This window comes from Sphingomonas sp. CFBP 8765 (assembly GCF_014841445.1).
In the GTDB taxonomy this organism is placed as follows: Bacteria; Pseudomonadota; Alphaproteobacteria; order Sphingomonadales; family Sphingomonadaceae; genus Sphingomonas; species Sphingomonas aerolata.
Genome location: NZ_JACYTY010000001.1, coordinates 173480 through 199540, shown reverse-complemented (window position 1 = coordinate 199540; position 26061 = coordinate 173480). Strand labels below are relative to the sequence as shown.

The 26061-nt window shown below is 65.1% G+C and carries 25 protein-coding genes; 12 read left to right on the top strand and 13 right to left on the bottom strand.

What is annotated here, in order from left to right; all coding sequences use genetic code 11:
• Window positions 1-12: 12 nt before the first annotated feature.
• From pspC to IFT87_RS20670, 4 genes are read right to left on the bottom strand one after another with little or no spacing between them, the layout of a single operon-like run.
• Window positions 13-396 (bottom strand): envelope stress response membrane protein PspC, encoded by a 384-nt coding sequence (gene pspC / locus IFT87_RS00905; RefSeq protein WP_031396336.1) that lies wholly within the window; start codon window positions 394-396, stop codon window positions 13-15.
• Window position 397: 1 nt separating this feature from the next.
• The gene (gene pspB / locus IFT87_RS00900) at window positions 398-706 is read right to left on the bottom strand and encodes an envelope stress response membrane protein PspB (RefSeq protein WP_037528521.1); all 309 of its coding nucleotides are present in this window, start codon (window positions 704-706) and stop codon (window positions 398-400) included.
• Window position 707: 1 nt separating this feature from the next.
• Window positions 708-1373 carry a phage shock protein PspA gene (pspA, locus tag IFT87_RS00895; RefSeq protein WP_031439666.1) on the bottom strand — a complete coding sequence of 222 codons (666 nt, stop codon included), beginning with the start codon at window positions 1371-1373 and terminating at the stop codon, window positions 708-710.
• 40 nt (window positions 1374-1413) lie between these two features.
• Complete coding sequence (locus IFT87_RS20670; protein WP_260171278.1) at window positions 1414-1548, bottom strand: hypothetical protein; 135 nt, start codon at window positions 1546-1548, stop codon at window positions 1414-1416.
• A gap of 174 nt (window positions 1549-1722) precedes the next feature.
• Between IFT87_RS20670 and pspF the strand changes: the two genes are divergently transcribed.
• Both pspF and IFT87_RS00885 read left to right on the top strand, forming a co-directional pair.
• Window positions 1723-2784, top strand: a complete 1062-nt coding sequence (gene pspF / locus IFT87_RS00890) for a phage shock protein operon transcriptional activator (RefSeq protein WP_031439665.1) — start codon at window positions 1723-1725, stop codon at window positions 2782-2784.
• Between the two features lie 104 nt (window positions 2785-2888).
• Window positions 2889-3503: a superoxide dismutase gene (locus IFT87_RS00885; RefSeq protein WP_031439664.1), complete on the top strand. Its 615-nt coding sequence runs from the start codon at window positions 2889-2891 to the stop codon at window positions 3501-3503.
• A 49-nt stretch (window positions 3504-3552) separates the two neighbouring features.
• Here the strand turns inward: IFT87_RS00885 and IFT87_RS00880 are convergent, their stop codons facing one another.
• From IFT87_RS00880 to IFT87_RS00865, 4 genes are all read right to left on the bottom strand, one after another.
• Entirely contained in the window at window positions 3553-4164 is a 612-nt protein-coding gene (locus IFT87_RS00880; RefSeq protein WP_268745756.1) for a septation protein A, read from the bottom strand.
• Window positions 4165-4210: 46 nt separating this feature from the next.
• On the bottom strand, window positions 4211-5146 hold the full coding sequence (gene ftsY / locus IFT87_RS00875) for a signal recognition particle-docking protein FtsY (RefSeq protein WP_031396330.1): 936 nt from the start codon (window positions 5144-5146) through the stop codon (window positions 4211-4213).
• Window positions 5143-6390, bottom strand: a complete 1248-nt coding sequence (gene mtaB, locus IFT87_RS00870; RefSeq protein ID WP_031439662.1) for a tRNA (N(6)-L-threonylcarbamoyladenosine(37)-C(2))-methylthiotransferase MtaB — start codon at window positions 6388-6390, stop codon at window positions 5143-5145. The genes ftsY and mtaB overlap by 4 nt, the downstream gene beginning before the upstream one ends.
• Window positions 6391-6506: 116 nt before the next feature.
• Entirely contained in the window at window positions 6507-8132 is a 1626-nt protein-coding gene (locus tag IFT87_RS00865) for a putative bifunctional diguanylate cyclase/phosphodiesterase (protein WP_042466603.1), read from the bottom strand.
• 306 nt (window positions 8133-8438) lie between these two features.
• Between IFT87_RS00865 and ffh the strand changes: the two genes are divergently transcribed.
• The 3 genes from ffh to rimM all read left to right on the top strand — a co-directional run bounded on the left by ffh (window position 8439) and on the right by rimM (window position 11233).
• The gene (gene ffh, locus IFT87_RS00860) at window positions 8439-9968 is read left to right on the top strand and encodes a signal recognition particle protein (protein WP_031439661.1); all 1530 of its coding nucleotides are present in this window, start codon (window positions 8439-8441) and stop codon (window positions 9966-9968) included.
• 65 nt (window positions 9969-10033) lie between these two features.
• A complete protein-coding gene (gene rpsP / locus IFT87_RS00855; RefSeq protein WP_031439660.1) occupies window positions 10034-10456 on the top strand; it encodes a 30S ribosomal protein S16 in 423 nt (140 codons plus the stop codon).
• Between the two features lie 234 nt (window positions 10457-10690).
• Window positions 10691-11233 (top strand): ribosome maturation factor RimM, encoded by a 543-nt coding sequence (gene rimM / locus IFT87_RS00850; RefSeq protein ID WP_037528514.1) that lies wholly within the window; start codon window positions 10691-10693, stop codon window positions 11231-11233.
• A gap of 63 nt (window positions 11234-11296) precedes the next feature.
• Here rimM and IFT87_RS00845 read toward each other — a convergent pair whose 3' ends face one another.
• Window positions 11297-12202 (bottom strand): NAD(P)/FAD-dependent oxidoreductase, encoded by a 906-nt coding sequence (locus tag IFT87_RS00845; RefSeq protein ID WP_037528512.1) that lies wholly within the window; start codon window positions 12200-12202, stop codon window positions 11297-11299.
• A gap of 363 nt (window positions 12203-12565) precedes the next feature.
• On the opposite strand from IFT87_RS00845, the gene trmD reads away from it, so the two are divergent.
• A complete protein-coding gene (gene trmD, locus IFT87_RS00840; RefSeq protein ID WP_192007682.1) occupies window positions 12566-13291 on the top strand; it encodes a tRNA (guanosine(37)-N1)-methyltransferase TrmD in 726 nt (241 codons plus the stop codon).
• A 2-nt stretch (window positions 13292-13293) separates the two neighbouring features.
• A complete protein-coding gene (rplS, locus tag IFT87_RS00835; RefSeq protein ID WP_031395442.1) occupies window positions 13294-13686 on the top strand; it encodes a 50S ribosomal protein L19 in 393 nt (130 codons plus the stop codon).
• Between the two features lie 480 nt (window positions 13687-14166).
• On the opposite strand, the gene IFT87_RS00830 is transcribed toward rplS, so the two are convergent.
• A complete protein-coding gene (locus tag IFT87_RS00830) occupies window positions 14167-14709 on the bottom strand; it encodes a pseudouridine synthase (RefSeq protein WP_192007207.1) in 543 nt (180 codons plus the stop codon).
• 313 nt (window positions 14710-15022) lie between these two features.
• On the opposite strand from IFT87_RS00830, the gene IFT87_RS00825 reads away from it, so the two are divergent.
• Entirely contained in the window at window positions 15023-15874 is an 852-nt protein-coding gene (locus IFT87_RS00825; protein WP_082451685.1) for a hypothetical protein, read from the top strand.
• Between the two features lie 80 nt (window positions 15875-15954).
• Here the strand turns inward: IFT87_RS00825 and rpoD are convergent, their stop codons facing one another.
• The 3 genes from rpoD to IFT87_RS00810 all read right to left on the bottom strand — a co-directional run bounded on the left by rpoD (window position 15955) and on the right by IFT87_RS00810 (window position 20526).
• Complete coding sequence (rpoD, locus tag IFT87_RS00820; protein ID WP_031393714.1) at window positions 15955-17982, bottom strand: RNA polymerase sigma factor RpoD; 2028 nt, start codon at window positions 17980-17982, stop codon at window positions 15955-15957.
• Window positions 17982-19844, bottom strand: coding sequence for a DNA primase (gene dnaG / locus IFT87_RS00815; RefSeq protein WP_192007205.1), 1863 nt, complete (start codon window positions 19842-19844; stop codon window positions 17982-17984). Before dnaG ends, rpoD begins: the two co-directional genes overlap by 1 nt.
• A gap of 229 nt (window positions 19845-20073) precedes the next feature.
• A complete protein-coding gene (locus tag IFT87_RS00810) occupies window positions 20074-20526 on the bottom strand; it encodes a GatB/YqeY domain-containing protein (RefSeq protein WP_031440182.1) in 453 nt (150 codons plus the stop codon).
• 140 nt (window positions 20527-20666) lie between these two features.
• Here IFT87_RS00810 and carA point away from each other — a divergent pair, with 140 nt between their 5' ends.
• From carA to greA, 4 genes are all read left to right on the top strand, one after another.
• Window positions 20667-21932, top strand: a complete 1266-nt coding sequence (gene carA, locus IFT87_RS00805; RefSeq protein WP_192007204.1) for a glutamine-hydrolyzing carbamoyl-phosphate synthase small subunit — start codon at window positions 20667-20669, stop codon at window positions 21930-21932.
• Entirely contained in the window at window positions 21929-22177 is a 249-nt protein-coding gene (locus IFT87_RS00800; protein ID WP_037532155.1) for a hypothetical protein, read from the top strand. The genes carA and IFT87_RS00800 overlap by 4 nt, the downstream gene beginning before the upstream one ends.
• Window positions 22178-25510 (top strand): carbamoyl-phosphate synthase large subunit, encoded by a 3333-nt coding sequence (carB, locus tag IFT87_RS00795; RefSeq protein WP_192007202.1) that lies wholly within the window; start codon window positions 22178-22180, stop codon window positions 25508-25510. It abuts the gene before it with no gap.
• 73 nt (window positions 25511-25583) lie between these two features.
• Window positions 25584-26060 (top strand): transcription elongation factor GreA, encoded by a 477-nt coding sequence (gene greA, locus IFT87_RS00790; RefSeq protein ID WP_031394601.1) that lies wholly within the window; start codon window positions 25584-25586, stop codon window positions 26058-26060.
• Window position 26061: the final 1 nt, after the last annotated feature.

Sequence of the window (26061 nt, the reverse complement as noted above, 5' to 3'; positions counted from 1 at the left end):
CTACGCCGCGTCTCAGCGCAGGCTGTCGATCTCTGCCGCGAGGCTGCTGCTGCTGCGGCTGGTATAGTGCGTCTCGATGTCGGCGAGACGACGATCGATGTCGCGGAACTTGCTGCGGACCTCTGCGGTCGAGCGCTTCGGGTTCGAGCGGACGCCTTGCCAGAACTTCGCGTCGTCGGGTGTTTCGTACAGACCGAACGGCTTTGGCTGTCCCATCCACGCGACCAGCCAATAGGCGATCAGTGTCCAGGGAAAGCCCCCGGCCAGCGTCAGCAGGACGACCGAGACGCGGACGATGAGTACATCGATCCCGGTATAGTCGGCGATCCCCGCGCAGACGCCCTTCCATTTGGCGTTCTGCTTGTCGAGGTAGAATTGGGTGCGGCTGGCGGACATTTCAGTTCCTCCGATCCATGTTGCGTTCAAAGCGGGTGTCGATCGGGCGGTCAGCCTGGCGATCGGACAGATAGGACGACTGGCTGGTGCCGAGCCCAGGCTTCCAGTCGGGATTGTCGGCGGCGATGATCCGCTCGACCGTCAGCACCCGGTCCTCGAGCCGGCGGGCGAGGAGCTGCATCTCGTCGAGCAGTCGTTCGTCCTCATCGGTGATCTTGGGTGCGGTCTTCCACTTGGTGACATAATGCAGGATCAGCCAGGGCAGCCCGACGAGCGCGCCGAGAATGGCGACGAGTCCTTCGAAATCCATTTCAGTCGTCCTTCTTCAGGCGGGCCTTGAGCGCGGCGAGCTGGGCATCGACCTTGTCGTTGCTGCGCAGCTCGGCAATCTCTTCCTCAAGCGTCTTGACGACACCGAGCCCCATCGCGTCGGCGCGACCCTCGGCCTCGTCGACACGTCGGTCGAGAATGTCGAAGCGGCTGAACGCCTCGTGCGTCTTCGGGCCGTTGTACATCTCGCGAAGCCGGGTGCGGTTGTTCGCGCTTTCCAGCCGCGTCTGAACTGCGTTCTGCTTGGTCCGCGCCTCGCGCAGCTTGGTCTGCAGCTTGGCGATGTCCGCCTCGGAGGCACTAAGCGCGTCCTCGAGGACGCCGACTTCCGCCTTGAGCTGCTCGGCCATGTCGGACGCCTTCTGGCGTTCGACCAGCGCAGCCTTGGCAAGATCCTCGCGGTCCTTGCTCAGCGCGAGCTCGGCCTTCTCGGTCCAGTTTTCCTGGAGCTGTTCCAGCTTGGCGATATGGCGGCGCATCTCCTTCTGGTCCGCGATGGTGCGCGCGGCGGAGGCGCGGACCTCGACCAGCGTTTCCTCCATCTCCAGGATGATCATCCGGATCATCTTGGCCGGATCTTCCGCCTTCTCGATGAGGTCGGCGAAGTTGGCGGCGACGATGTCGCGGGTGCGGGAAAAAATGCCCATGTAAATTCTACTCCAGGGATCTTCGTGCGGCGGACGAACCTTATGCCACGATTGCGGTGTGTCGCGTAGCGGGCGCCTGATGCGCGGGCGCCACCGCCGCGAGAATGAAGGTGGCGCTGACGACGAAGGTGCAGGCGAGCGTTGCGACGGTGCGGACGATGTCGGTCTTGATCATGATGAGTCCCCTTTGAGGCGATGGTTGGTTCCGCCTTTGGGCGGGTTGTCCAAAGCTTTGCATCAGTCGTGCCAGTTTTAGAAAAGCCCGGAAATCATGCGGTTGTGCCGGCTGAGCGTCGAGCGCGCAGATTGTTCCTTGCTATGCGTTGGGAATTTCCGCCACACTTTGGCAATGGAGAGAACAACGCAGGTCATCGGCCAGTCCGGCGCGTTCATGGGAGCGCTCGAACGTGCGTCGCGCGCGGCGGCGCTCGACCGACCGGTGCTCGTGATCGGGGAACGCGGCACGGGCAAGGAACTGGTCGCCGAGCGACTCCACCGGCTGAGCCCGCGTTGGGACCAGCCGCTCGTGATCATGAACTGCGCCGCGCTGCCCGAGACGCTGATCGAGGCAGAATTGTTCGGACATGAGGCCGGCGCCTTCACCGGTGCGACCAAGGCACGGGTCGGGCGGTTCGAGGAGGCAGATGGTGGAACCCTGTTCCTCGACGAGCTGGGCACGCTGTCGATGGCGGCGCAGGACCGGTTGCTGCGCGCCGTCGAATATGGCGAGATCACGCGGATCGGCTCGTCGCGGCCGCTGCGCGTCGACGTCCGGATCGTGGCTGCGACCAACGAGCATCTGCCCGACAAGGTGATGCGGCATGAATTTCGCGCCGACCTTCTCGATCGGTTGTCATTCGAGGTCGTCACGCTGCCCCCGCTGCGTGCGCGGGCGGGTGACGTGATGGTGCTGGCGGACCATTTCGGTCGACGAATGGCGTCCGAGCTCGGGCGCGAGCGGTGGGAGGGGTTCGGACCCTCCGCACGCACTGCTCTCGCGGACTATGACTGGCCGGGCAATGTCCGCGAGCTGCGTAACGTCGTCGAACGCGCGGTCTATCGCTGGGAGCATGAGGGGCCGATCGATGCGATCGAGATCGATCCGTTCCAGTCGCCGCACAGGCCAGGCGCTGCGGATCGCAAGCCAATCCAGCCGCCGGCCGCGGTGGCGCCGTCTGCCGGCGGGACTGGTAACGCGGCAGAGGATGACGCCGACGATCCGGTCGTCGCGTGCGAGGACGGGCCGTCGGATTTCAAGTCGCGCGTGTCCCGGTTCGAGCGTGACCTGCTGTCGCGCGCGCTGGCCGAGCATCGCTTCAACCAGCGCGCTACCGCCGAGGCGCTCGGGCTCAGCTATGATCAGTTGCGACATGCCCTCAAGCGGCACGAGCTGTTGCACGCCAGCGGCTGATCGACGTCCGGTCCGCTTGTGTAACGACCGTCCGGGGACCATTTGGGGGCCGCGGGCGTTTGACGTCCGACCCCATTCACCCATTGTCTTTGAGGAGACTCCTGATGGCTTTCGAACTTCCCCCGCTGCCTTACGCCTATGACGCGCTCGAGCCCGTGATCGATCAGGAAACGATGAAGTTTCATCACGACAAGCATCATGCGGCATACACGGCCAAGCTGAACGAGGGCGTCGAGAAGGACTCCGCGCTCGCGGGCAAGTCGATCGAGGATATCCTCGGCATGATCTCGTCGCAGCCACCGCTCGTGCGCAACAATGGCGGCGGTTTCTGGAACCACGACTTTTTCTGGAAGACGATGGCAGCCAAGACGGGGCAGGCGCCGTCGGGCAGGCTCGCCGAAGCGATCGATCGCGACTTCGGTAGCCTCGACAAGCTCAAGGACGAGTTCAACACCAAGGGTGCAGGGCAGTTCGGATCGGGCTGGGCATGGCTGATCGCCGATGACAGCGGCAAGCTGAAGGTGACGAGCACGCCGAACCAGGACAACCCGCTGATGGACGATGCCAAGGAGCCCGGTACGCCGCTGCTCGGCAACGACGTCTGGGAGCACGCCTATTACCTGACGTACAAGAATGATCGTCCGGGCTATCTGAAGGCGTGGTGGGATATCGTGAACTGGGACGTCGTCGGCGAGCGTTACGCGAAGGTCGCTGGCTGAGCCGATCCCGTTACCGTCATCCCGGGTTGGCCGGGATGACGGAAAAGGATTACCCTTCGGGCGGCAGGTCGGTGACGGCCTTGTCGCCCGTTTGCAATCCATGCTTGAGCAGCATCGGGATGTTGGCAAAGGCGAAGATCAACGTCATCGGGATCGCGCCCCAGAGCTTGAAGCCGACCCAGAAATCCCACGTGGTGTTCCGCCAGACGACTTCGTTCAACACTGCCATGAACACGAAGAACACGGTCCAGTTGCGCGTGAGCTTGCGCCAGCCCTCGGCGGTCAGTCCTGGATAGGCGGTGCCGAGCAGCGACTGAAGCAGCGGGCGCCCGGTCACCAGCCCGAAGGTCAGGATGGCGGCGAACATCGCGTAGATGATCGTGGGCTTCATCTGGATAAAGCGCTGGTCATGGAAATAGATCGTCAGGCCGCCGAACACGACGATCAGGGCACCCGACATCCACAGCATCGGCGAGATATGGCCCGCCTTTACCTTCGAGACGATCATCGCGACGATCGTCGCGACGATGAACGCGGTCGTCGCGGTGACCACGCGCGCGATCGGTGCGCCGGGGGTGAGGAAGTTCACCGCGAAGAAGATCGCCAGCGGACCATAATCGATCGCCATGCGCAGGCCGGGAGACAGGGGGGGCTTGGTCACTATTGTATCCAGGAATTGCGGTAAGACCGGAGAGCGGGGCGGCGTGTTATTTTCGGACGCTTTCGACGCCCGCGATGATCCGGCTGACCTCGTTTGCGTCGAACGGGCGCAGGTCCGTCATGCCTTCGCCGATACCGATCGCGTGGATCGGCAGGCCGTATTTCTCCGCCGCTGCGACCAGCACGCCGCCGCGCGCGGTGCCGTCAAGCTTGGTCATCACGACGCCGGTCACGCCCGCCACCTCCTTGAAGACTTCAATCTGCTGGAGCGCATTCTGCCCCGTCGTCGCATCGAGGACGAGGACGATGTCGTGCGGGCTCTCGGGATTGATACGGCCGAGCACGCGACGGATTTTGGCGAGCTCGTCCATCAGTTCGCGCTTGTTCTGCAGACGGCCGGCGGTGTCGACGATCAGCACGTCGATCCCCGTCTCGGTCGCCTTCTTTACCGCATCCCAGACGACGCCCGCTGCGTCGCCGCCTTCCGGTCCGGTGACGATCGGCACGCCGACGCGCTCGGCCCAGGTGCGCAACTGGCCGATCGCAGCGGCGCGGAACGTGTCGCCCGCCGCCAGCATGACGCCGTAATCCTGTTCCATCAGGAGATGCGCGAGCTTGGCGATGGTGGTGGTCTTGCCCGACCCGTTGACGCCGATCACCAGGATAACCTGCGGGCGCGGGAAGGCGTCGATCTCGAGCGGCTTGGCGACCTTGGCGAGGACCTTTTCGACCTCTTCCGCGACGATGACGCGGATGCCGAGCTCTTCCATGTTGCGCTCGAAACTGCCCTCGGCAAGACGATGGCGGATGCGGCCGGCGGTTTCGGGACCGAGGTCCGATGCGATCAGCGCCTCCTCGATCTCATCGAGCGTCGCATCGTCGAGCCGCGCGCCGCTGAGGCCCGCGAGATTGCCGACGAGCCGGTCCGAGGTACGCTTGAAGCCGCCGATGAGTTTGTCGTGCCAGCTTGGGGTGGTGCTCATAGGGATTCCCGTGTTGCGCTCAGGCGCTCGCCCAGAACGCCGGTGATCGTGATTCGAAGGATGTCGCCGGGTGCCGCAGGCGCGTCCAGCAGGACTTCCGCGAAATTTCCGACATGGCCGCGGTCGCCCGGACGTTCGACCAGCAGGTGCTGCGTCGTCCCAACCAGCTTCTGCAACCATGCCGCGCGAACAGCCTGGCCCGTCTCGCGGAGGATCGCGGCGCGTCGGCGGCGGATCTCGGGCTCGACCTGCGGCATCCGGGCGGCGGGTGTGCCGGCCCGCGGTGAATAGGGGAAGATGTGCGAATGGACGATGTCGCAGTCAGCGATCAGCGCATGCGTGTTCTGGAACATCGCCTCGTCCTCGGTCGGAAACCCGGCGATCAGGTCCGCGCCGATCGCGATGTCGGGACGGGCGGTCTTGAGCCGCTGGACGAGCGCCACGCTCTCGGCGCGCGAATGACGTCGTTTCATCCGCTTCAACACCATGTCGTCGCCCGCCTGGAGCGAGAGGTGGACGTGCGGCATGATCCGGGGCTCGGTCGTCAGAAGCGCGAAGAGCCGGTCGTCGATCTCGATGCCGTCGAGCGACGACAGACGGAGCCGCTCGAGCCGCGGCACCGCGTGCAGAATGCGCTCGACAAGCTGGCCGAGCGTGGGGGCGCCGGGAAGGTCGGGGCCATAGCTGGTCAGGTCGACGCCCGTCAGCACGATCTCGCGGTGTCCCGCATCGACCAGCCCGGCGACCCGGTCGACGACCGCGCCCGCGGGGACGGAGCGGCTTGGTCCGCGTCCGAAGGGAATCGCGCAGAAGGTGCAGCGATGATCGCAGCCGTTCTGGACTTCCACAAAGGCGCGGGCATGCGACGAAAAGCTAGCAACCAGATGCGGCGCGGTTTCGCGAACCTGCATGATGTCGCTGACGACCACCGGTGCGAGCGTGGCCCATGCGGCTGGGGAGAGCTTGTCGGCATTGCCGATCACGCGATCGACCTCGGGCATCGCCGCGAAGGCACCCGGGTCGATCTGCGCTGCGCATCCGGTGACGACAATCTGCGCATCCGGGCGATCGCGCCGGGCCCGGCGGATCGCAACCCGCGTCGCCTTTACTGCCGCGTTGGTGACGGCACAGCTGTTGACCACCACCACGTCCCGCCCGGCGACGAGCGCGCGGATGGTCTCGCTTTCGGCGATGTTGAGACGGCAGCCGAGGCTGACGACCTCTGGCAGCGGGGCAGACGGCATGATGCGCGATCTAGGAGGGGCGGGGGGCAAAGTCCACGGCTTGCAGCGCCGGGCTGGAGTAAGGATGGCCGCTGGGCAGTCGGGACGTCCGTGGTCAGGCCGGAGCGGGTCCGCGATCAGCCCGCGAGTCGTGGCGCAATGCCGCGGACCGGCGGGAAGTCGCCATCGGGCTGGTGTGCGAGCAGGCGCTGTTCGGCGAGCAGTCGACGCAGTTGCGCGGCGTTCATGGGGCGACCGTAGAGATAGCCCTGTCCCTTGGCACAGCCGAGCGCGCGCAGCCGCTCCTCGACCGCGGCATCCTCGATGCCCTCGGCGGTGACCGGCAGGTTCAGGCTGTCGCCAAGCCGGACGATCGTGTTGACGATCGCCATGCTCTCCGCATTGTCGAGGATCGACGCGACGAAGCTGTGGTCGATCTTGATGCGATCGAACGGGAGCGCGCGCAGATGCGCAAGGCTCGAAAAGCCGGTGCCGAAATCGTCGAGCGCCAGCCGGATGCCCTGATTCTTCAGGCTGCCGACGATCGACTGGGCAAGCGCCAGATTGTCGAACAGCGCGCTTTCGGTGACCTCGATCTCGAGCCGGCTGGCGGGAAAGCCCGTCTCGACCAGCGTTTTGATGATCTTTTGCGCCAGCCATGCGTCGCGCAGCTGTACCGGGGAAATGTTGATCGACAGCGTCAGCGCCGAATCCCAGTCGCGTGCCGCAGTACAGGCTTGGCGCATGAGCGACAGTGACAGGTCGCCAATGACGCCGATCTCCTCGGCGATCGGGATGAAGACGTCCGGGGGGATCATCCCGCGTGTTGGATGGTCCCAGCGCGCCAGAACCTCGAACCCGGTGGTAAGCCCCGTGGCGAGATCCACCTGCTGTTCGAAATAAGGAATGATGTCCTGCGCGGCGACCGCGAGGCGAAGTCCGGACTCGAGCTCGCCACGCACCTGCAGCGACTGCTCCATCGCGGTGTTGAACCAGACGTGGCGATTGCGGCCCGCCGTCTTGGCCGCGTGGAGGGCGATGTCCGCGTTGCGCAACAGCGCGTCGATCGAGGCACAGTCCGCGTCAGAACGCGCGACACCGATCGACACGGTGGCGTGAATGTCGACGCCGTTCGCACGGAAGGGCCGCGCGAAGCCGGTGACGAGACGCTCCGCGATCCGATCGGCTACCCCTTGATGCGCCGGATCGAAGACGAAGGCGCAGGCGAACTCGTCCGCACCCAAGCGTGCCAGAAGGCTTGATGTGGGGGCGATGGCCGCGATCGTTTCCGCGACATGGACGAGCACCTGGTCGCCGACGGCATAGCCGTGCATGTCGTTGACGCTCTTGAAGAAGTCGACGTCGATCGTGAGCATCGCCACCACCTTGCCCCGGCGTCTCGCGCTGCCGAACAGGGTCGCGCCATCTTCGGACAGACTGCGGCGATTGAGGAATCCGGTCAGCGAATCCCGCTGTGCCAGAACGCGGGCGCGATGACCCGCATCGGTCGCCTCGTTGAGCTCGGCAGTGAGCGTGCGATAGCGCAGGCAGCCAAAGAGCAACAGCGCGACGTTGAGCAGCACGGCGACAACCAGACCTTGGTCGATACCGGAACTGCGTCCCGTCAGACGGGCAAAGATGCCGACCAGAACGGCGCCGCCCGTACCGACGAGCATCAACGCTGCAGCCCCGGTCACGGCGCCGGTGACGAATTCCCGGTTGATGGTGCGGGGCGAACGGGTCGCCGCCGGCGGTGCGGTCATGGGCTGGATCGCCTGTGAGGTCGGGGCGGACACACATATGACATAGCATAAGTGTAGGACCGGTTAAGAGCGTCGATCCGTCCAATATGCCGGGGAGGGACTTTGACGCTGGACGCCGTCGCAGCGCATCGACGGACGGGTCGCTTGCGTCGGCGGCCCGGGTCGCGTAAGCAGCACGCCACGTTCCGTTACGGGGCACATGTGACGAGCATCCAAGGATGCACGCTGGCCGGCGAGGTTTCGCCCGCCGGCGCTTTTGCGTTGGGCGTCGTCATGTGTCCGGTAATGGTGATTGGGAGTGTCTCGATGTTCGAAAGCCTGAGCGATCGTCTTGGCGGCGTCTTCGACCGCCTTCGCGGCCGGGGTGCGCTGACCGAAGCGGACGTGCGCGCGGCGATGCGCGAGGTTCGTGTAGCGCTGCTCGAAGCCGACGTCGCGCTGCCCGTTGCGCGCGACTTTGTCGATAAGGCGACCGAGAAGGCGATCGGCCAGAACGTCCTGCGCTCGGTCACGCCGGGGCAGCAGGTCGTCAAGATCGTCAGCGATGCGCTGGTCGAGATGCTGGGCGCGGATGCGTCCGAGCTCGATCTGGGCGTCACGCCGCCCGCGATCATCATGATGGTCGGGCTTCAGGGCTCGGGCAAGACGACCACCACCGCCAAGATTGCCAAGCGGCTGTCGGCAGGGCCGGGTGGGCGCGATCGCAAGAAGGTGCTGATGGCGTCGCTCGACGTCAATCGCCCGAACGCGCAGGAACAGCTCGCGACGCTCGGCACGCAGATTTCGGTCGCGACCTTGCCGATCGTCACCGGCCAGCAGCCGGTCGATATCGCACGGCGCGCGATGCAGGCGGCCAAGCTGCAGGGCTTCGACGTCCTGATGCTCGATACCGCGGGTCGCCTCCATGTCGATCAGGCGCTGATGGACGAGATGAAGGCGGTCGCCGACGTCGCGAACCCGGCCGAGATCCTTCTCGTCGTCGATTCGCTGACGGGTCAGGATGCGGTCAACGTCGCGCAGAACTTCTCCGATCAGGTGCCGCTGACGGGGATCGTGCTGACCCGGATGGACGGCGATGCGCGCGGCGGTGCGGCGCTGTCGATGCGTGCGGTTACCGGCAAGCCGATCAAGTTTGCGGGTACCGGCGAGAAGCTCGATGCGCTCGAGGCGTTCCATCCCGAGCGGGTCGCCGGGCGGATCCTCGGCATGGGCGACGTCGTCAGCCTCGTCGAGCGCGCCGCGGAGTCGATCCAGGCCGAAGACGCCGAGCGGATGGCGGCCAAGATGGCCAAGGGTCAGTTCGACATGAACGACCTGCGGGCTCAGCTGGCGCAGATGCAGCGGATGGGCGGGCTCGGCGCGTTGGCGGGGATGATCCCCGGCATGAAGAAGGCGCAGGGCGCGGTCGCTTCGGTCGGCGGCGAGAAAGTTCTCGTCCACATGGATGCGATGATCGGATCGATGACCATCAAGGAGCGCGCCAAGCCCGAGCTGATCAACGCCAAGCGCAAGATCCGCATCGCCAAGGGCTCCGGCACCACGGTGCAGGAGGTCAACAAGCTGCTCAAGATGCACCTCGAAATGTCGACCGCCATGAAGAAGATCAAGAAGATGGGCGGCATGAAGGGCATGATGGCGATGCTCGGCAAGGGCGGCATGGGTGGCGGTCTTGGCGGCATCGGTAACGCGATCGGCGGGCCGCAGATGGGCGACATGCTCAACAAGGCCGGCGCAGGTGGGCTCCCTGGGGGCAATTCCGGGGGTGGCCTGCCGGGTCTGGGCGGGAAGATGCCACAGCTGCCTGCGGGCTTCGACGATTTTCTGAAGAAGAAATAACCTCTTACTCAACCCATTACCCCGGCGTTTGCCGGGCGAAATATTAGAAAACGAAGGAAAATATCATGGCAATTAACATTCGTCTCGCACGTGGCGGCTCCAAGAAGCGTCCTTATTACAAGATCGTCGTTGCCGATGCGCGCAGCCCGCGTGATGGCCGCTTCATCGAGAAGATCGGCAACTACAACCCGCTCCTCGCCAAGGACAACGAGCAGCGCGTGCAGCTCGACGCCGATCGCGCAAAGCATTGGCTGAGCGTCGGCGCACAGCCGACCGACCGCGTCGCCCGCTTCCTTGACGCAGCAGGCGTTCTTGAGCGTTCGGCCCGCAACAACCCGAACAAGGGCAAGCCCGGCGAGAAGGCCACCGAGCGCGCTGAAGAGCGTGCGACCAAGGCGGCCGAAGCTGCCGAGGCCGAAGCGGCTGCAAAGGCGGCACCTGCTGCCGACGCGGATGCTCCTGCCGAGACCGAAGAAGCCGCTTCGTAAGATCGTCTTCCACGTCATCCCAGCGAAGGCTGGGATCCAGCGCCAGAGACGGCAGCGTCCTTGGCTCTGGATCCTGGGTCTAGCGCAGGATGACGGTTTGGAGTGGGCCACGCCCGCACCCGAATGGCGGTTCATGCGTTCTTTGTCGGTCCATCACCCACAAGGAGCGCATGATGACCCCCGATCCAGATCCAAGAACAGCCCCCGCACCCGAGGACATCGAAGATGCCAGCAATGAAGGCGTCTCCGCCGAAGACCCCGCAGAAGGCGCCGACGATAGCCCCGGACCCGACACCGGCTCCGCGCAAGGGTAGCGTCACCCTCGCCGTCGTGATCGGCGCGCACGGTATCGGCGGCGAAGTGCGGCTGAAGGTCTTTGCCGAGACCATGTCGGGCTATAAGAGTTTCAACGACGGTACGCTGACGCTCAAGTCGGCGCGCCCTGGCAACAACGGCACGATCGCTCGCTTTGCCGAGGTCGCCGATCGGAACGCTGCCGAAGCGATGCGCGGGACCGAATTGACGGTGCCGCGATCGTCGTTGCCACCGCTCGAGGATGGCGAATATTACCACACCGACCTGATCGGGCTCCCCGTCGTCTCTACCGATGGTGAGGCGATCGGACGCGTTGTCGCAATCGATAATTTCGGTGCGGGCGACGTGATCGAGATCGAACGGCCGACTGCAAAGCGGTTCATGGTGCCGATGCGCGTTGAGGCGGTTCCAGAGTGGGATGCGGAACGACTCGTAGTCGAGGCGTCTTTCGCTACCGAATAGTTCCTTCGAGCTTAGCTCTTTCACGAACGCGGGGGCCCCGCCTTCGCGGTGAGGCATCCAAAGTCAGCGCCGGATCGGGCGCTGCTCCGACAGCATGTTGCGGATGGTCGTTGCGGCCACTCCGGCTTCGCCCATCGCGTGGCTGATCTGGTCGAGCCCCTTCACCACGTCGCCCGCCGCGAACAGCCCGGGGATCGAGGTGCGCTGATGGTCGTCGACCTCTAGGCAGCCTTCGTCCGTCGCGCGCGCGCCGGCGGCGACGGCGAGTTCCGAGCGGATCACCGAGCCTAACGCCGGATAGACGCTGTCGAACGACAGCCGCCCGTCGACCGTGTCGAGCGAGAACCGGTTGTCTTCGATCGCGTAGTTGCCGCAAGGGCCGCCGACGCGGACGATGCCGGCGTCGTCCAACGCGGCCTCGCACGTCGCGTCGAGATCATGGCCGCCGTCCGGGGCGATCAGCGTCACGTCGGCGGTGTAGCCGCGCAGGAACAGCGCCTCGCGCATGCCGTGGTCGCCGGTGCCGATCACGCCGACGCGCTTGTCGGTGACCTCATAGCCGTCGCAGATCGGGCAGTAGCGGAGAAGCCCGGCCTCCAGGGCCTCGTCATGGAGCGCGTCTGGCATGGCGGGGCGGTTGTTGACGACGCCTGTTGCCAGCAGGACGCTGCGGGCGCGGGCGCGGCGGTCGCCGAGGCGGACGGTGAAGCCGTCGTTGTCGACCTCGATCGCATCGACCCGCGCGGCCTCGCGTACCGCCCCATAGGTCTCCGCCTGTGCCAGCATCCGGGCGAGGAGGTCGGTGCCGCGGATGCCTTCGGGGTAGCCGGCGTGGTTGTGCGTGCAGGGGATCAGCGCGGCGCGGCTGCTGCCGCAGTCGAACAGCCGGATCGAGAGGTGGAACCGCGCGAGATAGATCGCGGCGGTGAGGCCTGCGGGGCCGGCGCCGATGATGATGCAATCGTCCATCCCGCTATAAGCGCGGCGCGGCAATTCCGTTCCGGTGGCGAAACGCTCGATCGCTATCGCAAGCCGGGCGCGGGAGTGATAGCGGCGTGCGGCATGAGCTATTGTCGTTGGTCGGAAGGCGATCTCCACGCCTATGCGTCGCACACCGCGGACGGGGTGCGCCGGTACGTCGCGCAGGTCGCCGAGCCTGCCGTCGAACGGTGCGGGGTGGAGGCGGAGTATGTCGAGGACAGCGCCGACGCGTTCCTTGCGCGTCTGAAATGGCTGAAGGCGCGGGGGTGTGACTTTCCCGCCGACGTCGTCCCCCAGATCCTCGCCGCGGCGCAGGAGGAGGCGCGGCTGGCACGGCTGGCGGCGGGCGAGCTGCCCTGGGCGGCGACGATCGTGACGCTGTACCCCGAGATGTTCCCCGGGCCGCTCGGCACGTCGCTGGCCGGGCGGGCGCTGGGGGAGGGGCGGTGGTCATGCGAGCCCGTCCAGCTGCGCGACTTCGCGACCGACAAGCATCGCTCGGTCGACGACACGCCGGCGGGTGGCGGCGCGGGGATGGTGCTGCGCGCGGACGTGGTCGCCGCGGCGATCGACAGTGTCGCGGACGGGCGGCCGGTGCTGGCGATGACGCCGCGCGGCAGGCCGCTGACACAGGAGCGCGTCCGTGAGCTCGCAGCAGGCCCCGGCGTCACCGTGCTGTGCGGACGGTTCGAGGGGTTCGACGAGCGCCTGTTCGAGGCGCGCGACATCGAGGAGGTGTCGATCGGCGACTATATCCTGTCGGGCGGCGAGATGGGCGCGCTGGTGCTGCTCGATGCTTGCATTCGGCTGCTGCCCGGCGTAATGGGCGCGGCTTCTAGTGGGGATGACGAGAGCTTCGAAACGGGGCTTCTCGAATATCCGCATTATACCCGACCTCAGATATGGGAAGGGCGCACGATCCCGCAGGTGCTGCGATCGGGGGATCATGCGAAGATCGACGCATGGCGCAAACGCCGCGCGGAGATCGATACACGGTCACGGCGACCGGACCTTTGGGAGCGCCATGAGGGCGCTCGGGTCCAGTCGCCCTCTGGCGCGCGGCGACACGAGGACTGACTATGAACCTGTTGCAGACGATCGAAGCCGAGAACATCGCGAAATTCCTGGCCAACAAGACGATCCCCGATTTCCGCCCCGGCGATACGCTGAAGGTCGGCGTGAAGGTCGTCGAAGGCGAGCGCACGCGTATTCAGAACTATGAGGGCGTGTGCATCGCGCGCTCGAACAAGGGCATGGGCAGCAACTTCACCGTGCGCAAGATGAGCTTCGGCGAGGGCGTCGAGCGCGTCTTCCCGCTCTACTCGCCGAACGTCGATTCGATCGAAGTCGTCCGCAAGGGCGCCGTGCGTCGCGCCAAGCTGTATTACCTGCGTGGCCGCACCGGCAAGGCAGCGCGTATCGCCGAGCGTCGCGACATGCGCCCCGCCAAGGGCACCGCAGCCGCCGAGTAATCGGGTCCTGCGAGACGCGATCGAGGGCGCGGGGGCGATGGTCCCCGCGCCCTTTTTCGTGCCCGTCGTCCGGCATCCGGCGAGAGCAGGGGCGGGGGCGGGGGCCGCGAATGTTGCGAATGTTGAGACGATAGCGCGTTTTTTCGCGCGGGGGTGTCGACCCCCTGTCGGGCATGACCCGGCGGCCGCGGAGGCGGGGGTGCGAGTCGAGGCTGGATCAGACCAGGCCATGCCGGCAGGCTGCACTTTTTGCGGCATTTTGGCCAGCAGCGTTCCTTACAGCGGGCCGGGCGATGACGCGCGCCATGGAGGGCAGCACTTGTGACCCTGGGTCCTGACTTTCGTCAGGATGACGGTGTGGGTGGGGTGGCAGTCTTTTTGGCCCTGGGTCCTGACGTTCGTCAGGATGACGGTGTGGGTGGGGTGGTGGCCTGTATGGATCGTGGGCCGTGGTGTTGAGGCGGGCGGCGCGGGGCCGGGTCAGGCGTCGCGCCAGCGGCCGGGGGCGAGATCCGCCAGGGTCCAGTCGCCGATGCTCCAGCGGACGAGCCGCAGCGTCGGGTGGCCGATCGCCGCGGTCATCCGGCGGACCTGGCGGTTGCGGCCTTCGCGGATCGTGATCCTCAGCCAGCAATCGGGGATGCTCGCACGCACGCGGATCGGCGGCACGCGCGGCCAGAGGTCGGGTGCGTCGATCCGTTCGACCTCGGCGGGGCGGGTGGGGCCGTCCTTCAGCACGACGCCGTCGCGCAAGGCATCGAGCGCGGCCTCGCCCGCCTCGCCCTCGACCTGCACGAGATAGGTCTTGGCCAGCTTGAACTTCGGATCCGCGATCCGCGCCTGAAGGCGACCGTCGTCGGTCAGCAGCAACAGCCCCTCGCTGTCCCGATCCAGCCGCCCCGCCGGATAGACGCCGGGCACGTCGACGAACTGCGACAGCGTCGCGCGCGGCGTCGGCGACTTCTCGTCGGTGAACTGGCTGAGGACGTCGTAGGGTTTGTTGAAGAGGATCAGGCGGGGCATGGCGGCGGCTTTAGAGGGATTGCCGGTGCGGTTCGACCGTAATTCCTCCCCCGCAAGGGGGAGGTGGCTGGCATTTGCCAGACGGAGGGGGCGGTAAGGGATGGCCTCTGTTCCGTATCCTCCCCCTCCGACGCCTTCGGCGCCACCTCCCCCTGGCGGGGGAGGATTGAGGGATCGCGATTAATATATGAAGCAAGCCTCGTCCGTATTTCTATTTGTCGTTTCGCTTAAGGCAGGTAAACTTTCCAACCTTCGTCAATGATCGATCGAAGACACTGAACACGCATAATCTATACAAGGGTCAGGATCGCGAATGAAAGTCAGGCCTGATCCGTTGGATATGCCGGAGTGGCAAGCGCTGAACCGAGAATCATCGTTGGTAAGTCATCTGATTGGCTCGGGTGCTACTGCCTTAGGTCGCGCGAGCTATGGGAGTGGGTTCGGCGAATATTACACGGCATTTTTCGCCTTATCCGTCGGTATCGAGAGGCTCGCTAAGCTTATACTGATTGCGGACTTCGCGATGACAAGTCGTGGAAAGCTACCACCGCCGAACGTTGTTAGAAAGTTCGGGCATAAAATCGATAATTTGATAAAAAATGTAAGCGAAATATCGGTGCGCCGGGCCATATCGCTTCCGTCCATTAGTCCTAACGACCCGATTTGCGCCGCCGTGATCGAATGCCTTGATGCTTTTGCGGACGCCTCAAGGGGGCGGTATGCGAACTTTCAAGCTATCGGTAATCCCCACTTTGAACCGCACAGCGAGCCTGTGACTAAATGGTGGAACGATGTTGTTGAGCTGATATTGGACAAGCATTACCGCGGCAAACGCGCTGAAGTAGGCGTAAAAGATAGAGCAAAAATCATCAGTGAGTTGATTGGCGGGGTGACGCTTGTCAGGTTCACCGACGAGAGTGGCCGCGCGATGTCTGACGTTGAAACTGCATCAGAGCGGACCGGGCAAACGAAATGGGCGCAACGGTATGGTCGATTTTACACGCTCGCAGTTGTTCGGTGGATGTCCTGCATTTTCTCAGGGCTAGTACGAGAAGCGAGCTACCGTGAGGGTATTGATGTCCTCTTTGGGCATGATGAATTTTTCAATTCATACATGGTCGACGATAGCTTTTTGCTTGATCGCAAGGTCTGGCCATTACGCTAACCAGTTAGAAACGGTCGCCAAAAAAATGGCCGCGGTGTTTCCACCGCGGCCCGTTCGTTCGATCAGAAATTCCGCAACCCTTACTGGTCGAGGAAGCTCCGCATTTTCCGGCTGCGGCTCGGATGCTTGAGCTTGCGCAGTGCCTTTGCCTCGATCTGGCGGATGCGCTCGCGGGTCACGCTGAACTGCTGGCCGACTTCCTCGAGCGTGTGATCGGTGTTCATACCGATGCCGAAGCGCATGCGCAGCACGCGTTCCTCACGCGGGGTGAGGCTCGCCAGCACGCGCGTGACGGTTTCCTTGAGGTTGGCCTGGATCGCGGCATCGACGGGGATGATCGCGTTCTTGTCCTCGATGAAGTCGCCGAGATGCGAATCCTCCTCGTCGCCGATCGGCGTCTCGAGGCTGATCGGCTCCTTGGCGATCTTCATCACCTTGCGGACCTTCTCGAGCGGCATGGAGAGGCGCTCGGCCATCTCCTCGGGCGTGGGCTCGCGGCCCTGCTCGTGAAGGAACTGGCGGCTGGTGCGGACCAGCTTGTTGATCGTCTCGATCATGTGGACCGGGATGCGGATCGTGCGCGCCTGATCGGCGATCGAGCGGGTGATCGCCTGGCGGATCCACCAGGTCGCATAGGTGCTGAACTTGTAGCCGCGGCGATACTCGAACTTGTCGACCGCCTTCATCAGGCCGATATTGCCCTCCTGGATGAGATCCAGGAACTGAAGACCGCGGTTCGTGTATTTCTTGGCGATCGAGATCACGAGACGCAGGTTCGCCTCGACCATTTCCTTCTTGGCAATACGCGCCTCGCGCTCGCCCTTCTGGACCATGTTGACGATCCGGCGGAACTCGGTGAGCGCCATGCCGGTCTGCTGCGTGATGTCGGCGATCTCGGCGCGGATGCGCTCGACCGCCTCGCTCTCGTTGGCGACGAACGCGGTCCACTTCTTGTCGACCTTGTTGACCGTCGCCAGCCAGTTCTCGTCGATCTCGTGACCGATATAGCGATCGAGGAAGTCCTTGCGCGGCACCTTGTGGCGCTCGGCGAGGCGCAGCATCTGGCCGCCCAGCGCGGTCAGGCGACGGTTATAGGCATAGAGCTGATCGACGAGATATTCGATCTTGGCGTTGTGGAACTGGACGCTCTCGACCTCGGCCGTCAGCTCCTCGCGCAGCTTCTGGTACTTGCGCTCGTCGGCTGCGGAGAAATCGCCGCCGATGCCCATCGCGTCGACGCGGGCTTGCTGGATCTTGCTGAACTTCTTGTAGAGCGCGGTGATGTTGGCGAAGCGCTCGAGCGCGATCGGCTTGAGCTGTTCCTCCATCTGCGCGAGGCTGAGGGTGTTGTCCTCCTCCTCGTCGTCGGACGCGCGCGGGGCGCGGCGCTCGCCGTCCTCGTCCTCGTCGGCGGACGGCTCTTCGGGCTCGGCCTCTTCCTTGAACGAGGGGCCGGCGTTCTTCTCGCTGATCTCGCCGTCGTCGGCCTCGCCGTCCTCGGCCATCGCCTCGGGCGCGGGGTCCTTCGAGAGCATCGCGTCGAGATCCATGATCTCGCGCAGCTGCATCGTGCCCTCGTTGAGCGCGGTCGACCAGTCGATGATCGCGTTGAAGGTGATCGGCGATTCGCACAGACCCAGGATCATCGTGTCGCGACCCGCCTCGATCCGCTTGGCGATCGCGATCTCGCCCTCGCGGCTGAGCAGCTCGACCGCGCCCATCTCGCGAAGATACATGCGGACCGGATCGTCGGTGCGATCGACGGTCTCCTTCTTCTTCTCGATCGCGGGGCCTGTGTCGGCTTCGGCGTCGGCGGCCTCGGGCTCGTCGTCGTCGTCCTTGGCGGGCTCGGCCTCGCCTTCCTCGCCGGCTTCGTCGTTGTCGACGATGTTGATGCCCATCTCGCTCAGCGCGGCGCTGATGTCCTCGATCTGGTCGGACGACATCTCGCCCTGCGGCAAGGCCTCGTTGAGCTGATCATAGGTGATGTAGCCACGCTTCTTGGCGCGCGCGATGACCTTCTTGATCGACGCATCGTTCATGTCGATCAGTGGCGCATCGCCGGTGTCGTTCGTCTCGGCGGGTTCCGCCATGTTCGCCTTAGCCATCAATCGCCCTCGGTACCCAACGCTCGGGCGTCTTCGTTCGACTGTACAAGATTTGCAAGTCGGACTTCCAACGCCTGTTTCTCTCTTACCATTGCCACTTGTCGTTCGAACGCATCTTCGGTGAAGTGCGTCTGCATCGCCGCGGTCGCCTGTTTGAGCGCCGCATCGACCTCGGGACGCGCGACCATGATCGCGATCGCCTCGTCTAGGTCGGCGCGGACGCGGGCGGGATCGGCCGTGGTCTGCGTGAACGAGTAGGGCATCGTATCGGCTCGCAACAGGTCACTCGCGACTGAATTGAAACCGGACCTCGCCAATATGGTGAGCAAGCGGCCGCTATCAAGCTTCTGGTCCTCAAGTGCAACATCGACGACCGCCTCGAACAGCCGGCCGAGTGCGCCGTCGATGAGCTGGAGCGGCCCCAGCACCTCCATGTGGCGGGCGATCTCGACCGGATGGCGGATCAGCCCGGCGAGCACCGCCTTCGCGAGCACGCGGTCAATTCCGGTGGCGAGGAAGGCCTTTGCGTCCTCGGTGACCGGCGCGGAAGGCGGCTTCCACCCGCCCTTGGGGCGTTCGCCGCGGGGGACGAACGGCGCGCGGACGGGTTTGAAATGCTTGTAGAAGCGGTCCTTGAACTCGGACTGGTATTCCTGCTTCACCGAGGCGTCGCCGATGCCCTCCGCAAGCTCGTGGAGGCGGCGCTTGAGGCCGGCGCGCTGTTCGGGGGTGTCGAGCGCCTCGGCGGCGACTTCGGACGCCCAGAGGCGGTCGACGAGCGGTTCGGGGGCCTTCAACAGCGCCTCGAACGCGCCGGGGCCGCCCGAGCGGACGAGATCGTCGGGGTCCTGGCCCTGCGGGAGCGTGACGAAGGCGAGGCTGCGGCCGGGGGCGAGCAGGGGGAGCGCGCGGTGTGCGGCGCGCAGGGCTGCCTTCTGGCCGGCAGAGTCGCCGTCGAAGCAGAGGAGGGGGACGTCGACCATCCGCCACAGCCGTTCGAGCTGTGCTTCGGTCAGCGCGGTGCCGAGCGGGGCGACCGCTTCGCCAAACCCGGCCTGGGCGAGCGCGATGACGTCCATATAGCCCTCGACCACCAGCACGCGGCTCGATTTCCGCGACGCGGGGGCGGCGCGGTCGAGATTGTAGAGCGTGCGGCCCTTGTCGAAGAGCGGGGTGTCGGGGGAGTTGAGATATTTGGGCTCGCCGCCGTCGAGCACGCGCCCGCCGAACGCGATCGTCCGGCCGCGCGGATCGCGGATCGGGATCATCAGCCGGCCGCGGAACCGGTCATAGGGATCCTTGCCCTCGACGTTGATCAGCATGCCCGATTCGACGAGCATCGGGTCGCCGTAGGTTTTCAGCGCGGCTTTCAGCTTGCCGCGGCTGTCGGGGGCGAACCCCATGCCGAACGCGCGGGCGGTCTCCGGCGTGATGCCGCGGCGGTCGAGCAGCGCGCGCGCATCGTTGCCCGCGAGGCCGTTCAGCTGCTCGACGAACCAGTCGGCGGCGTCGGACATCACCTCGTGCAGGCCCTTGGCGCGTTCGGCCTTGGCGGCGGACTGGCGGTCCATCGCGGGCATGTCGAGCCCGGCGGCCTGGGCGAGTTCCTTGACCGCGTCCATGAACGGCAGGCCGCGCTGGTCGGTCATCCACTTGATCGCGTCGCCATGCGCGGAACAGCCGAAGCAGTGGTAGAAGCCCTTGTCGTCGTTGACGTAGAAGCTGGGCGTCTTCTCGTTATGGAACGGGCAGCAGCCCTTGTGCTCACGCCCGGCCTTGGTGAGCTTGGTGGTCTTGCCGATCAGCGCCGACAGCGACGTACGGCCGCGCAGCTCGTCCAGAAATTGCGGGGTCAGGGCCATGCGCGCGAGTATAGCTCGGTATCACTGTTGGGGTGATACCTGCAATCCGAAGAGGAGAAGAAGCAGGGTTTGTTCGCGCGGAGGCGCGGAGGGGGTGCGTCCGGGGCTAATGCTGCGCGTCAGCGCAAATGTCGATCCAGCCTGCCGCTTCGCGGCGATAGTGGTGTTCGCCCGCTCCCGGCGAGCGCAACACCTCCGCGCCTCCGCGCCTCCGCGCGAACAAATCTTCTTAAGACAGCGCCGCCTTAACCAGCCCGCTCGCCTTGCTCATGTCCAGTTCGCTCGCATGGCGGGCTTTCAGTTCGGCCATGACGCGGCCCATGTCCTTCATGCCGGTCGCGCCGAGCTCGTCCTTGATCTTGAGGATCGCGGCCGTCGTTTCCGCCTCGTTCATCTGCGCGGGCAGGAATCGTTCGATCACCGCAACCTCGGCGGCCTCGGCGTCGGCGAGTTCCTGGCGGCCGCCGTTCGAAAACATTTCGATCGACTCGCGACGCTGCTTGACCATCTTCTGGAGCACTTCGATCACCAGCGCGTCGTCGCTTTCGGGCGCCTTGCCGGTCCGCGCCTCGATGTCGCGGTTCTTGATTGCGGCCTGGATCAACGAGATGGCGTTTCGGCTCTCCTTGTCGCCGGCCTTCATCGCGGTGAGCTGCGCGGCCTTGATGTCGTCGCGAATCATATACGGGTCTTTCAGGCGGTTCGGGATAGCCGGACGCGATAGCGCGTCGAGCCAAGGTTTAACAGATTGACGCTGCGGCACGCCGGCCTTAGCGGACACCACTTAGCGACATCGTCAACGTAAAGAGAGTGCCCAGCCTGATGGCCGACGCCCAGCCTACACCCATGTCTTCGGCAAAGCCCGCCGGCGCGACCGGCGTGCTCGTGCTTGCCAATGGCGACGTGATCTGGGGGCGCGGGTTCGGCGCCGAGGGCGAGGCGGTCGGCGAGGTGTGCTTCCACACCGCGATGACCGGGTACCAGGAGGTGCTGACCGATCCGTCCTTCGCCGGGCAGATGATCTGCTTCACCTTTCCGCATATCGGCAATGTCGGTGCGAACCCCGACGATATCGAGGCGGACGGCCCGCATGCGCTCGGCATCATCGTCCGCGAGGACGTGACGCAGCCGTCCAGCTTCCGCGCCGTCGAGGGCCTCGACGGCTGGATGAAGCGGCATGCGCGGATCGGCCTGTCGGGGATCGACACGCGCGCGCTGACGCGGCGGATCCGCGTCGGCGGCGCGCCCAACGGCGTGATCGCGCATTCGGCGAGCGGCGAGTTCGACGTCGCCGCGCTGCTGGCGATGGCGCGGGGCTGGCCGGGGCTCGAGGGCATGGACCTCGCCAAGGGCGTGTCGACCGAGATGCATTATGGCTGGGGCGATCAGGCGCCGGGCGGCACGTGGCGGCTTGGGTTCGGCTATGGGGAGAGCGGTGCTTCGACTGCGCTCAGCACGAACGGGGAAGGGGATGCGTCGCCCCAATCGTTCGCGCCGGGCGAAGGCGATGCCCCCGTCGCGAGCAAGGCCCGCCCGCATGTCGTCGCGATCGACTACGGCTCGAAGCGCAACATCTTCCGCAACCTCGTCGCGGCGGGTGCGAAGGTGTCCGTCGTGCCCGCTACCGCGACCTATGACGAGGTTATGGCGCTCGCCCCCGACGGCATCTTCCTGTCGAACGGCCCCGGCGATCCCGCCGCGACCGCCGAATATGCCGTGCCGGTGATCCGCCAGCTGCTCGAGACAGGCAAGCCGCTGTTCGGCATTTGTCTCGGCCACCAGCTGCTCGGCCTCGCGGTCGGCGCGACCACGACCAAGATGTTCCAGGGCCACCGCGGCGCCAACCATCCGGTCAAGCGCCTGTCCGACGGCGCGGTCGAGATCACCAGCATGAACCACGGCTTCTCGGTCGAGCGCGACAGCCTGCCGGCGAACGTCCGCGAGACGCATGTGTCGCTGTTCGACGGGTCGAATGCGGGGCTCGAGCTGACCGACAAGCCGGCGTTTTCGGTGCAGTATCACCCCGAGGCGAGCCCGGGGCCGCAGGACAGTCTGTATCTGTTCGAGCGGTTTGTGGGAATGCTATGAAGCTGCTGCTGTTCCTTGCGAGCCTGGTCGTCAGCCAGTCGGCTTGCGCGCAGAAGGAACAGAGCGATGAACAAATCGCCCAGACGTGTCAGATCTCACTCGAAAGCTATCATGCAACGCGCGCATTGGTGAGAGCCGGCCCGGTCGGCAAGCTCACCAAAGCGGGCAGATGTTACCTTTCTAGGAATACAGACCGCCGCATCATGCTCGGGTATATTTCCGAGCCGCCAACGGAATCGAAGTAAATGCCAAAACGCACCGACATCACCTCGATCCTCGTCATCGGCGCAGGACCCATCGTCATCGGCCAGGCGTGCGAGTTCGATTATTCGGGCACGCAGGCGATCAAGGCGTTGAAGGAGGAGGGTTACCGGATCGTCCTCGTCAATTCGAACCCCGCGACGATCATGACCGATCCCGAGCTGGCCGACGCGACCTATGTCGAGCCGATCACGCCCGCGATCGTCGCCAAGATCATCGAGAAGGAACGGCCTGACGCGATCCTGCCGACGATGGGCGGGCAGACCGCGCTTAACACCGCGCTCGCGCTGTTCCATGACGGTACGCTCGAGAAGTTCGGCGTGACGATGATCGGTGCGGATGCCGATGCGATCGACATGGCGGAGGACCGGTTGAAGTTCCGCGACGCGATGGACCGGATCGGGCTGGAAAGCGCGCGCTCGGCGATCGCACATACTGTCGAGGAAGCGCTCGAAGGGCTTGAAAAGACGGGGCTTCCGTCGATCATCCGGCCGAGCTTCACGATGGGCGGATCGGGCGGCGGCATCGCGTATAACCGCGAGGAGTTCATCGCGATCGTCCGCAACGGGCTCGACCTGTCGCCGACCACCGAGGTGCTGATCGAGGAATCGCTGCTCGGCTGGAAAGAGTACGAGATGGAGGTGGTGCGCGACCGCAAGGACAACGCGATCATCATCTGCTCGATCGAGAATGTCGATCCGATGGGCGTCCATACCGGCGATTCGATCACGGTCGCGCCGGCGCTGACGCTGACCGACAAGGAATACCAGATCATGCGCAACGCATCGATCGCGGTGCTGCGGGAAATCGGTGTCGAAACAGGCGGTTCGAACGTCCAGTTCGCAGTCAATCCGAAGGACGGCCGGCTGGTCGTCATCGAGATGAACCCGCGCGTGTCGCGCTCGTCGGCGCTGGCGTCGAAGGCGACGGGCTTCCCGATCGCCAAGGTCGCGGCCAAGCTCGCGGTCGGCTACACGCTCGACGAGATCGAGAACGACATCACCGGCGCGACGCCCGCGAGCTTCGAGCCGACGATCGACTATGTCGTCACCAAGATCCCGCGCTTTGCGTTCGAGAAGTTCAAGGGCGCGTCGAGCACGCTCGGCACCGCGATGAAGTCGGTCGGCGAGGTGATGGCGATCGGCCGCAACATCCATGAATCGATGCAGAAGGCGCTGCGCGGGCTCGAGACCGGGCTGTCGGGCTTCAACCAGGTCGACCATCTGGTCGGCGCGCCGCGCGCGGAGATCGAGGCGGCACTGGCCGTCGCGACCCCCGACCGGCTGCTGGTCGCCGCGCAGGCGTTGCGCGAGGGCTTCACCGTCGCCGAGGTGCACGCGATCGCAAAGTATGATCCGTGGTTCCTCGAGCGGATCGCCGAGATCATCGCGGCCGAGGCCGAGGTGATGAAGGACGGGCTGCCGATCGACGCGGCGGGGATGCGGCGTCTGAAGAGCATGGGCTTCAGCGACAAGAGGCTCGCCTGGCTCGCGCTGCAATCCGCCAATCTGCGCGGCATGAACCGCGGGATCGCGCGCGGGTCGGGGCTGATCCACGAGGTCGTCAAGGCGATGACCGGCGGCGTGACCGAGGAGGAGGTGCGCCAGCATCGCCTGAAGCTCGGCGTGCGGCCGGTGTTCAAGCGGATCGATACCTGCGCGGCCGAATTCGACGCCAAGACGCCGTATATGTATTCGACCTACGAGGCGCCGAGCTTTGGCGAGCCCGAGAACGAGTCCGCGCCGACCGACCGGAAGAAGATCGTCATTCTCGGCGGCGGGCCGAACCGGATCGGGCAGGGGATCGAGTTCGATTATTGCTGCTGCCATGCGTGCTTCGCACTCGCCGATGCGGGCTATGAGACGATCATGGTCAACTGCAATCCGGAGACCGTGTCGACCGATTACGACACCAGCGACCGGCTGTATTTCGAGCCGCTGACCGCCGAGGACGTGCTCGAGATCCTGCATGTCGAGGCGTCGAAGGGCGAGCTGGTCGGCGTGATCGTGCAGTTTGGCGGGCAGACCCCGCTGAACCTCGCGCGCGCACTGGAAGCCGCCGGGATCCCGATCCTGGGGACGACGCCCGACGCGATCGATCTGGCGGAGGACCGCGAGCGGTTCGCCGCGCTGATCACCAAGCTGGGGCTTCGGCAGCCCGCCAATGGCCTTGCGCGCAGCCGCGACGAGGCGGTCGCGGCGGCCGAGCGGATCGGCTATCCGGTGCTGATGCGACCGAGCTATGTGCTTGGCGGGCGGGCGATGGAGATCGTCGACACGCTGGGGCAGCTCGAGCACTATATCGCGACCGCGGTGCAGGTGTCGGGCGACTCGCCGGTGCTGATCGACCAGTATCTGCGCGATGCGATCGAGGTCGATGTCGACGCGATCTGCGACGGGACCGATGTCGTCGTCGCGGGCGTGCTGCAGCATATCGAGGAGGCGGGCGTCCATTCGGGCGACAGCGCCTGCTCGATCCCGCCGTACTCGCTGTCGGCGGAAATCGTCGCCGAGATCGAGCGGCAGACGGTCGCGCTCGCGCATGCGCTGTCGGTCGTGGGCCTCATGAACATCCAGTTCGCGGTGAAGGACGGGCTGGTCTACCTCATCGAGGTCAATCCGCGCGCGTCGCGGACCGTGCCGTTCGTCGCCAAGGCGATCGGTGCGCCGATCGCCAAGATCGCCGCGCGCGTGATGGCGGGCGAGCAGCTGAAGGACCTGCCCAAGATCGACCGGCATATCGATTATTATGCGGTGAAGGAGGCGGTGTTCCCTTTCAACAAGTTCCCCGGCGTCGATCCCGTGCTGTCACCCGAAATGAAGTCGACCGGCGAAGTCATGGGAATCGATCCCGATTTCACGATCGCGTTTGCGAAAGCACAGCTCGGCGCGGGGACGATCCTGCCGACCAAGGGCAGCGTCTTCGTCAGCGTGAAGGACAGCGACAAGGCGATGATCGTCGAGGCGGTCAAGGCGCTGGTCGACACCGGCTTCTCGATCGTCGCGACCGGGGGCACCGCGGAACATCTCGCCCGCGCCGGCCTGCCGGTGGAAACGGTCAACAAGGTCGCGCAGGGCCGGCCGCATATCGTCGACCGGATCAAGGACGGCGACATCGCGCTGATCTTCAACACGACCGAGGGGTGGCAGAGCCTGAAGGACTCGCAGCCGATCCGCGCGTCCGCGCTCGGCCAGCGGATTCCCTACTTCACGACCGCCCCCGCCTCGCTCGAGGCAGCCAAGGCGATCGCGAAGCTTTCGACGCACAGCCTTGAAGTACGGCCCTTGCAATCCTATTATTCGCAGTCGCACAACTGATCCCGACATGAGAGCGTGATGTGTGAGCGGGCCGCGTAACGGCTTGCGTTGGGTAATGAATTGGGGACGAGATATGGCGACCGTCGAAAAGATGCCAATGCTGCAAGAGGGCTATGAGACGCTGTCGGCGGATCTGAAGCGCCTCAAGGCCGAACGTCCGACGATCGTCGATGCGATCGAGGAAGCGCGGGCGCATGGCGACCTGTCGGAGAACGCCGAATATCACGCCGCCAAGGAGCGTCAGGGCCAGGTCGAGGCATCGATCTCGGACATTGAGGACAAGCTGAGCCGCGCGCAGATCATCGACCCCAAGGAGCTTTCGGGCGACAAGGTCGTGTTCGGCGCGACCGTCACTTTGCTCGACGAGAACGACAAGCCGGTGAAGTACCAGATCGTCGGCCAGACCGAGGCGAACGCCAAGACCGGCCGGATCTCGTACAACTCGCCGCTGGGCCGCGGGCTGATCGGGCGCAAGCTCGACGAAGAGGTCGAGGTCACGGTGCCCGCCGGCGAGCGCTATTACGTCGTCTCCAAGATCGAGTTCATCTAGG

Excerpts from the sequence above, each read along its gene's own strand:
- carA (WP_192007204.1), top strand. The coding sequence starts at position 20,667 with ATGGCCGACGCCCAGCCTACACCCATGTCTTCGGCAAAGCCCGCCGGC.
- IFT87_RS00845 (WP_037528512.1), bottom strand. The coding sequence starts at position 12,202 with ATGGACGATTGCATCATCATCGGCGCCGGCCCCGCAGGCCTCACCGCC.
- rpsP (WP_031439660.1), top strand. The coding sequence starts at position 10,034 with ATGGCAATTAACATTCGTCTCGCACGTGGCGGCTCCAAGAAGCGTCCT.
- pspA (WP_031439666.1), bottom strand. The coding sequence starts at position 1,373 with ATGGGCATTTTTTCCCGCACCCGCGACATCGTCGCCGCCAACTTCGCC.
- IFT87_RS00865 (WP_042466603.1), bottom strand. The coding sequence starts at position 8,132 with ATGACCGCACCGCCGGCGGCGACCCGTTCGCCCCGCACCATCAACCGG.
- rpoD (WP_031393714.1), bottom strand. The coding sequence starts at position 17,982 with ATGGCTAAGGCGAACATGGCGGAACCCGCCGAGACGAACGACACCGGC.
- IFT87_RS00830 (WP_192007207.1), bottom strand. The coding sequence starts at position 14,709 with ATGCCCCGCCTGATCCTCTTCAACAAACCCTACGACGTCCTCAGCCAG.
- pspB (WP_037528521.1), bottom strand. The coding sequence starts at position 706 with ATGGATTTCGAAGGACTCGTCGCCATTCTCGGCGCGCTCGTCGGGCTG.
- rplS (WP_031395442.1), top strand. The coding sequence starts at position 13,294 with ATGAACCTGTTGCAGACGATCGAAGCCGAGAACATCGCGAAATTCCTG.
- IFT87_RS00885 (WP_031439664.1), top strand. The coding sequence starts at position 2,889 with ATGGCTTTCGAACTTCCCCCGCTGCCTTACGCCTATGACGCGCTCGAG.
- dnaG (WP_192007205.1), bottom strand. The coding sequence starts at position 19,844 with ATGGCCCTGACCCCGCAATTTCTGGACGAGCTGCGCGGCCGTACGTCG.
- pspC (WP_031396336.1), bottom strand. The coding sequence starts at position 396 with ATGTCCGCCAGCCGCACCCAATTCTACCTCGACAAGCAGAACGCCAAA.
- pspF (WP_031439665.1), top strand. The coding sequence starts at position 1,723 with ATGGAGAGAACAACGCAGGTCATCGGCCAGTCCGGCGCGTTCATGGGA.
- IFT87_RS00825 (WP_082451685.1), top strand. The coding sequence starts at position 15,023 with ATGAAAGTCAGGCCTGATCCGTTGGATATGCCGGAGTGGCAAGCGCTG.
- mtaB (WP_031439662.1), bottom strand. The coding sequence starts at position 6,390 with ATGCCGTCTGCCCCGCTGCCAGAGGTCGTCAGCCTCGGCTGCCGTCTC.
- IFT87_RS00800 (WP_037532155.1), top strand. The coding sequence starts at position 21,929 with ATGAAGCTGCTGCTGTTCCTTGCGAGCCTGGTCGTCAGCCAGTCGGCT.
- greA (WP_031394601.1), top strand. The coding sequence starts at position 25,584 with ATGGCGACCGTCGAAAAGATGCCAATGCTGCAAGAGGGCTATGAGACG.
- ffh (WP_031439661.1), top strand. The coding sequence starts at position 8,439 with ATGTTCGAAAGCCTGAGCGATCGTCTTGGCGGCGTCTTCGACCGCCTT.
- rimM (WP_037528514.1), top strand. The coding sequence starts at position 10,691 with ATGAAGGCGTCTCCGCCGAAGACCCCGCAGAAGGCGCCGACGATAGCC.
- carB (WP_192007202.1), top strand. The coding sequence starts at position 22,178 with ATGCCAAAACGCACCGACATCACCTCGATCCTCGTCATCGGCGCAGGA.
- IFT87_RS00810 (WP_031440182.1), bottom strand. The coding sequence starts at position 20,526 with ATGATTCGCGACGACATCAAGGCCGCGCAGCTCACCGCGATGAAGGCC.
- ftsY (WP_031396330.1), bottom strand. The coding sequence starts at position 5,146 with ATGAGCACCACCCCAAGCTGGCACGACAAACTCATCGGCGGCTTCAAG.
- IFT87_RS20670 (WP_260171278.1), bottom strand. The coding sequence starts at position 1,548 with ATGATCAAGACCGACATCGTCCGCACCGTCGCAACGCTCGCCTGCACC.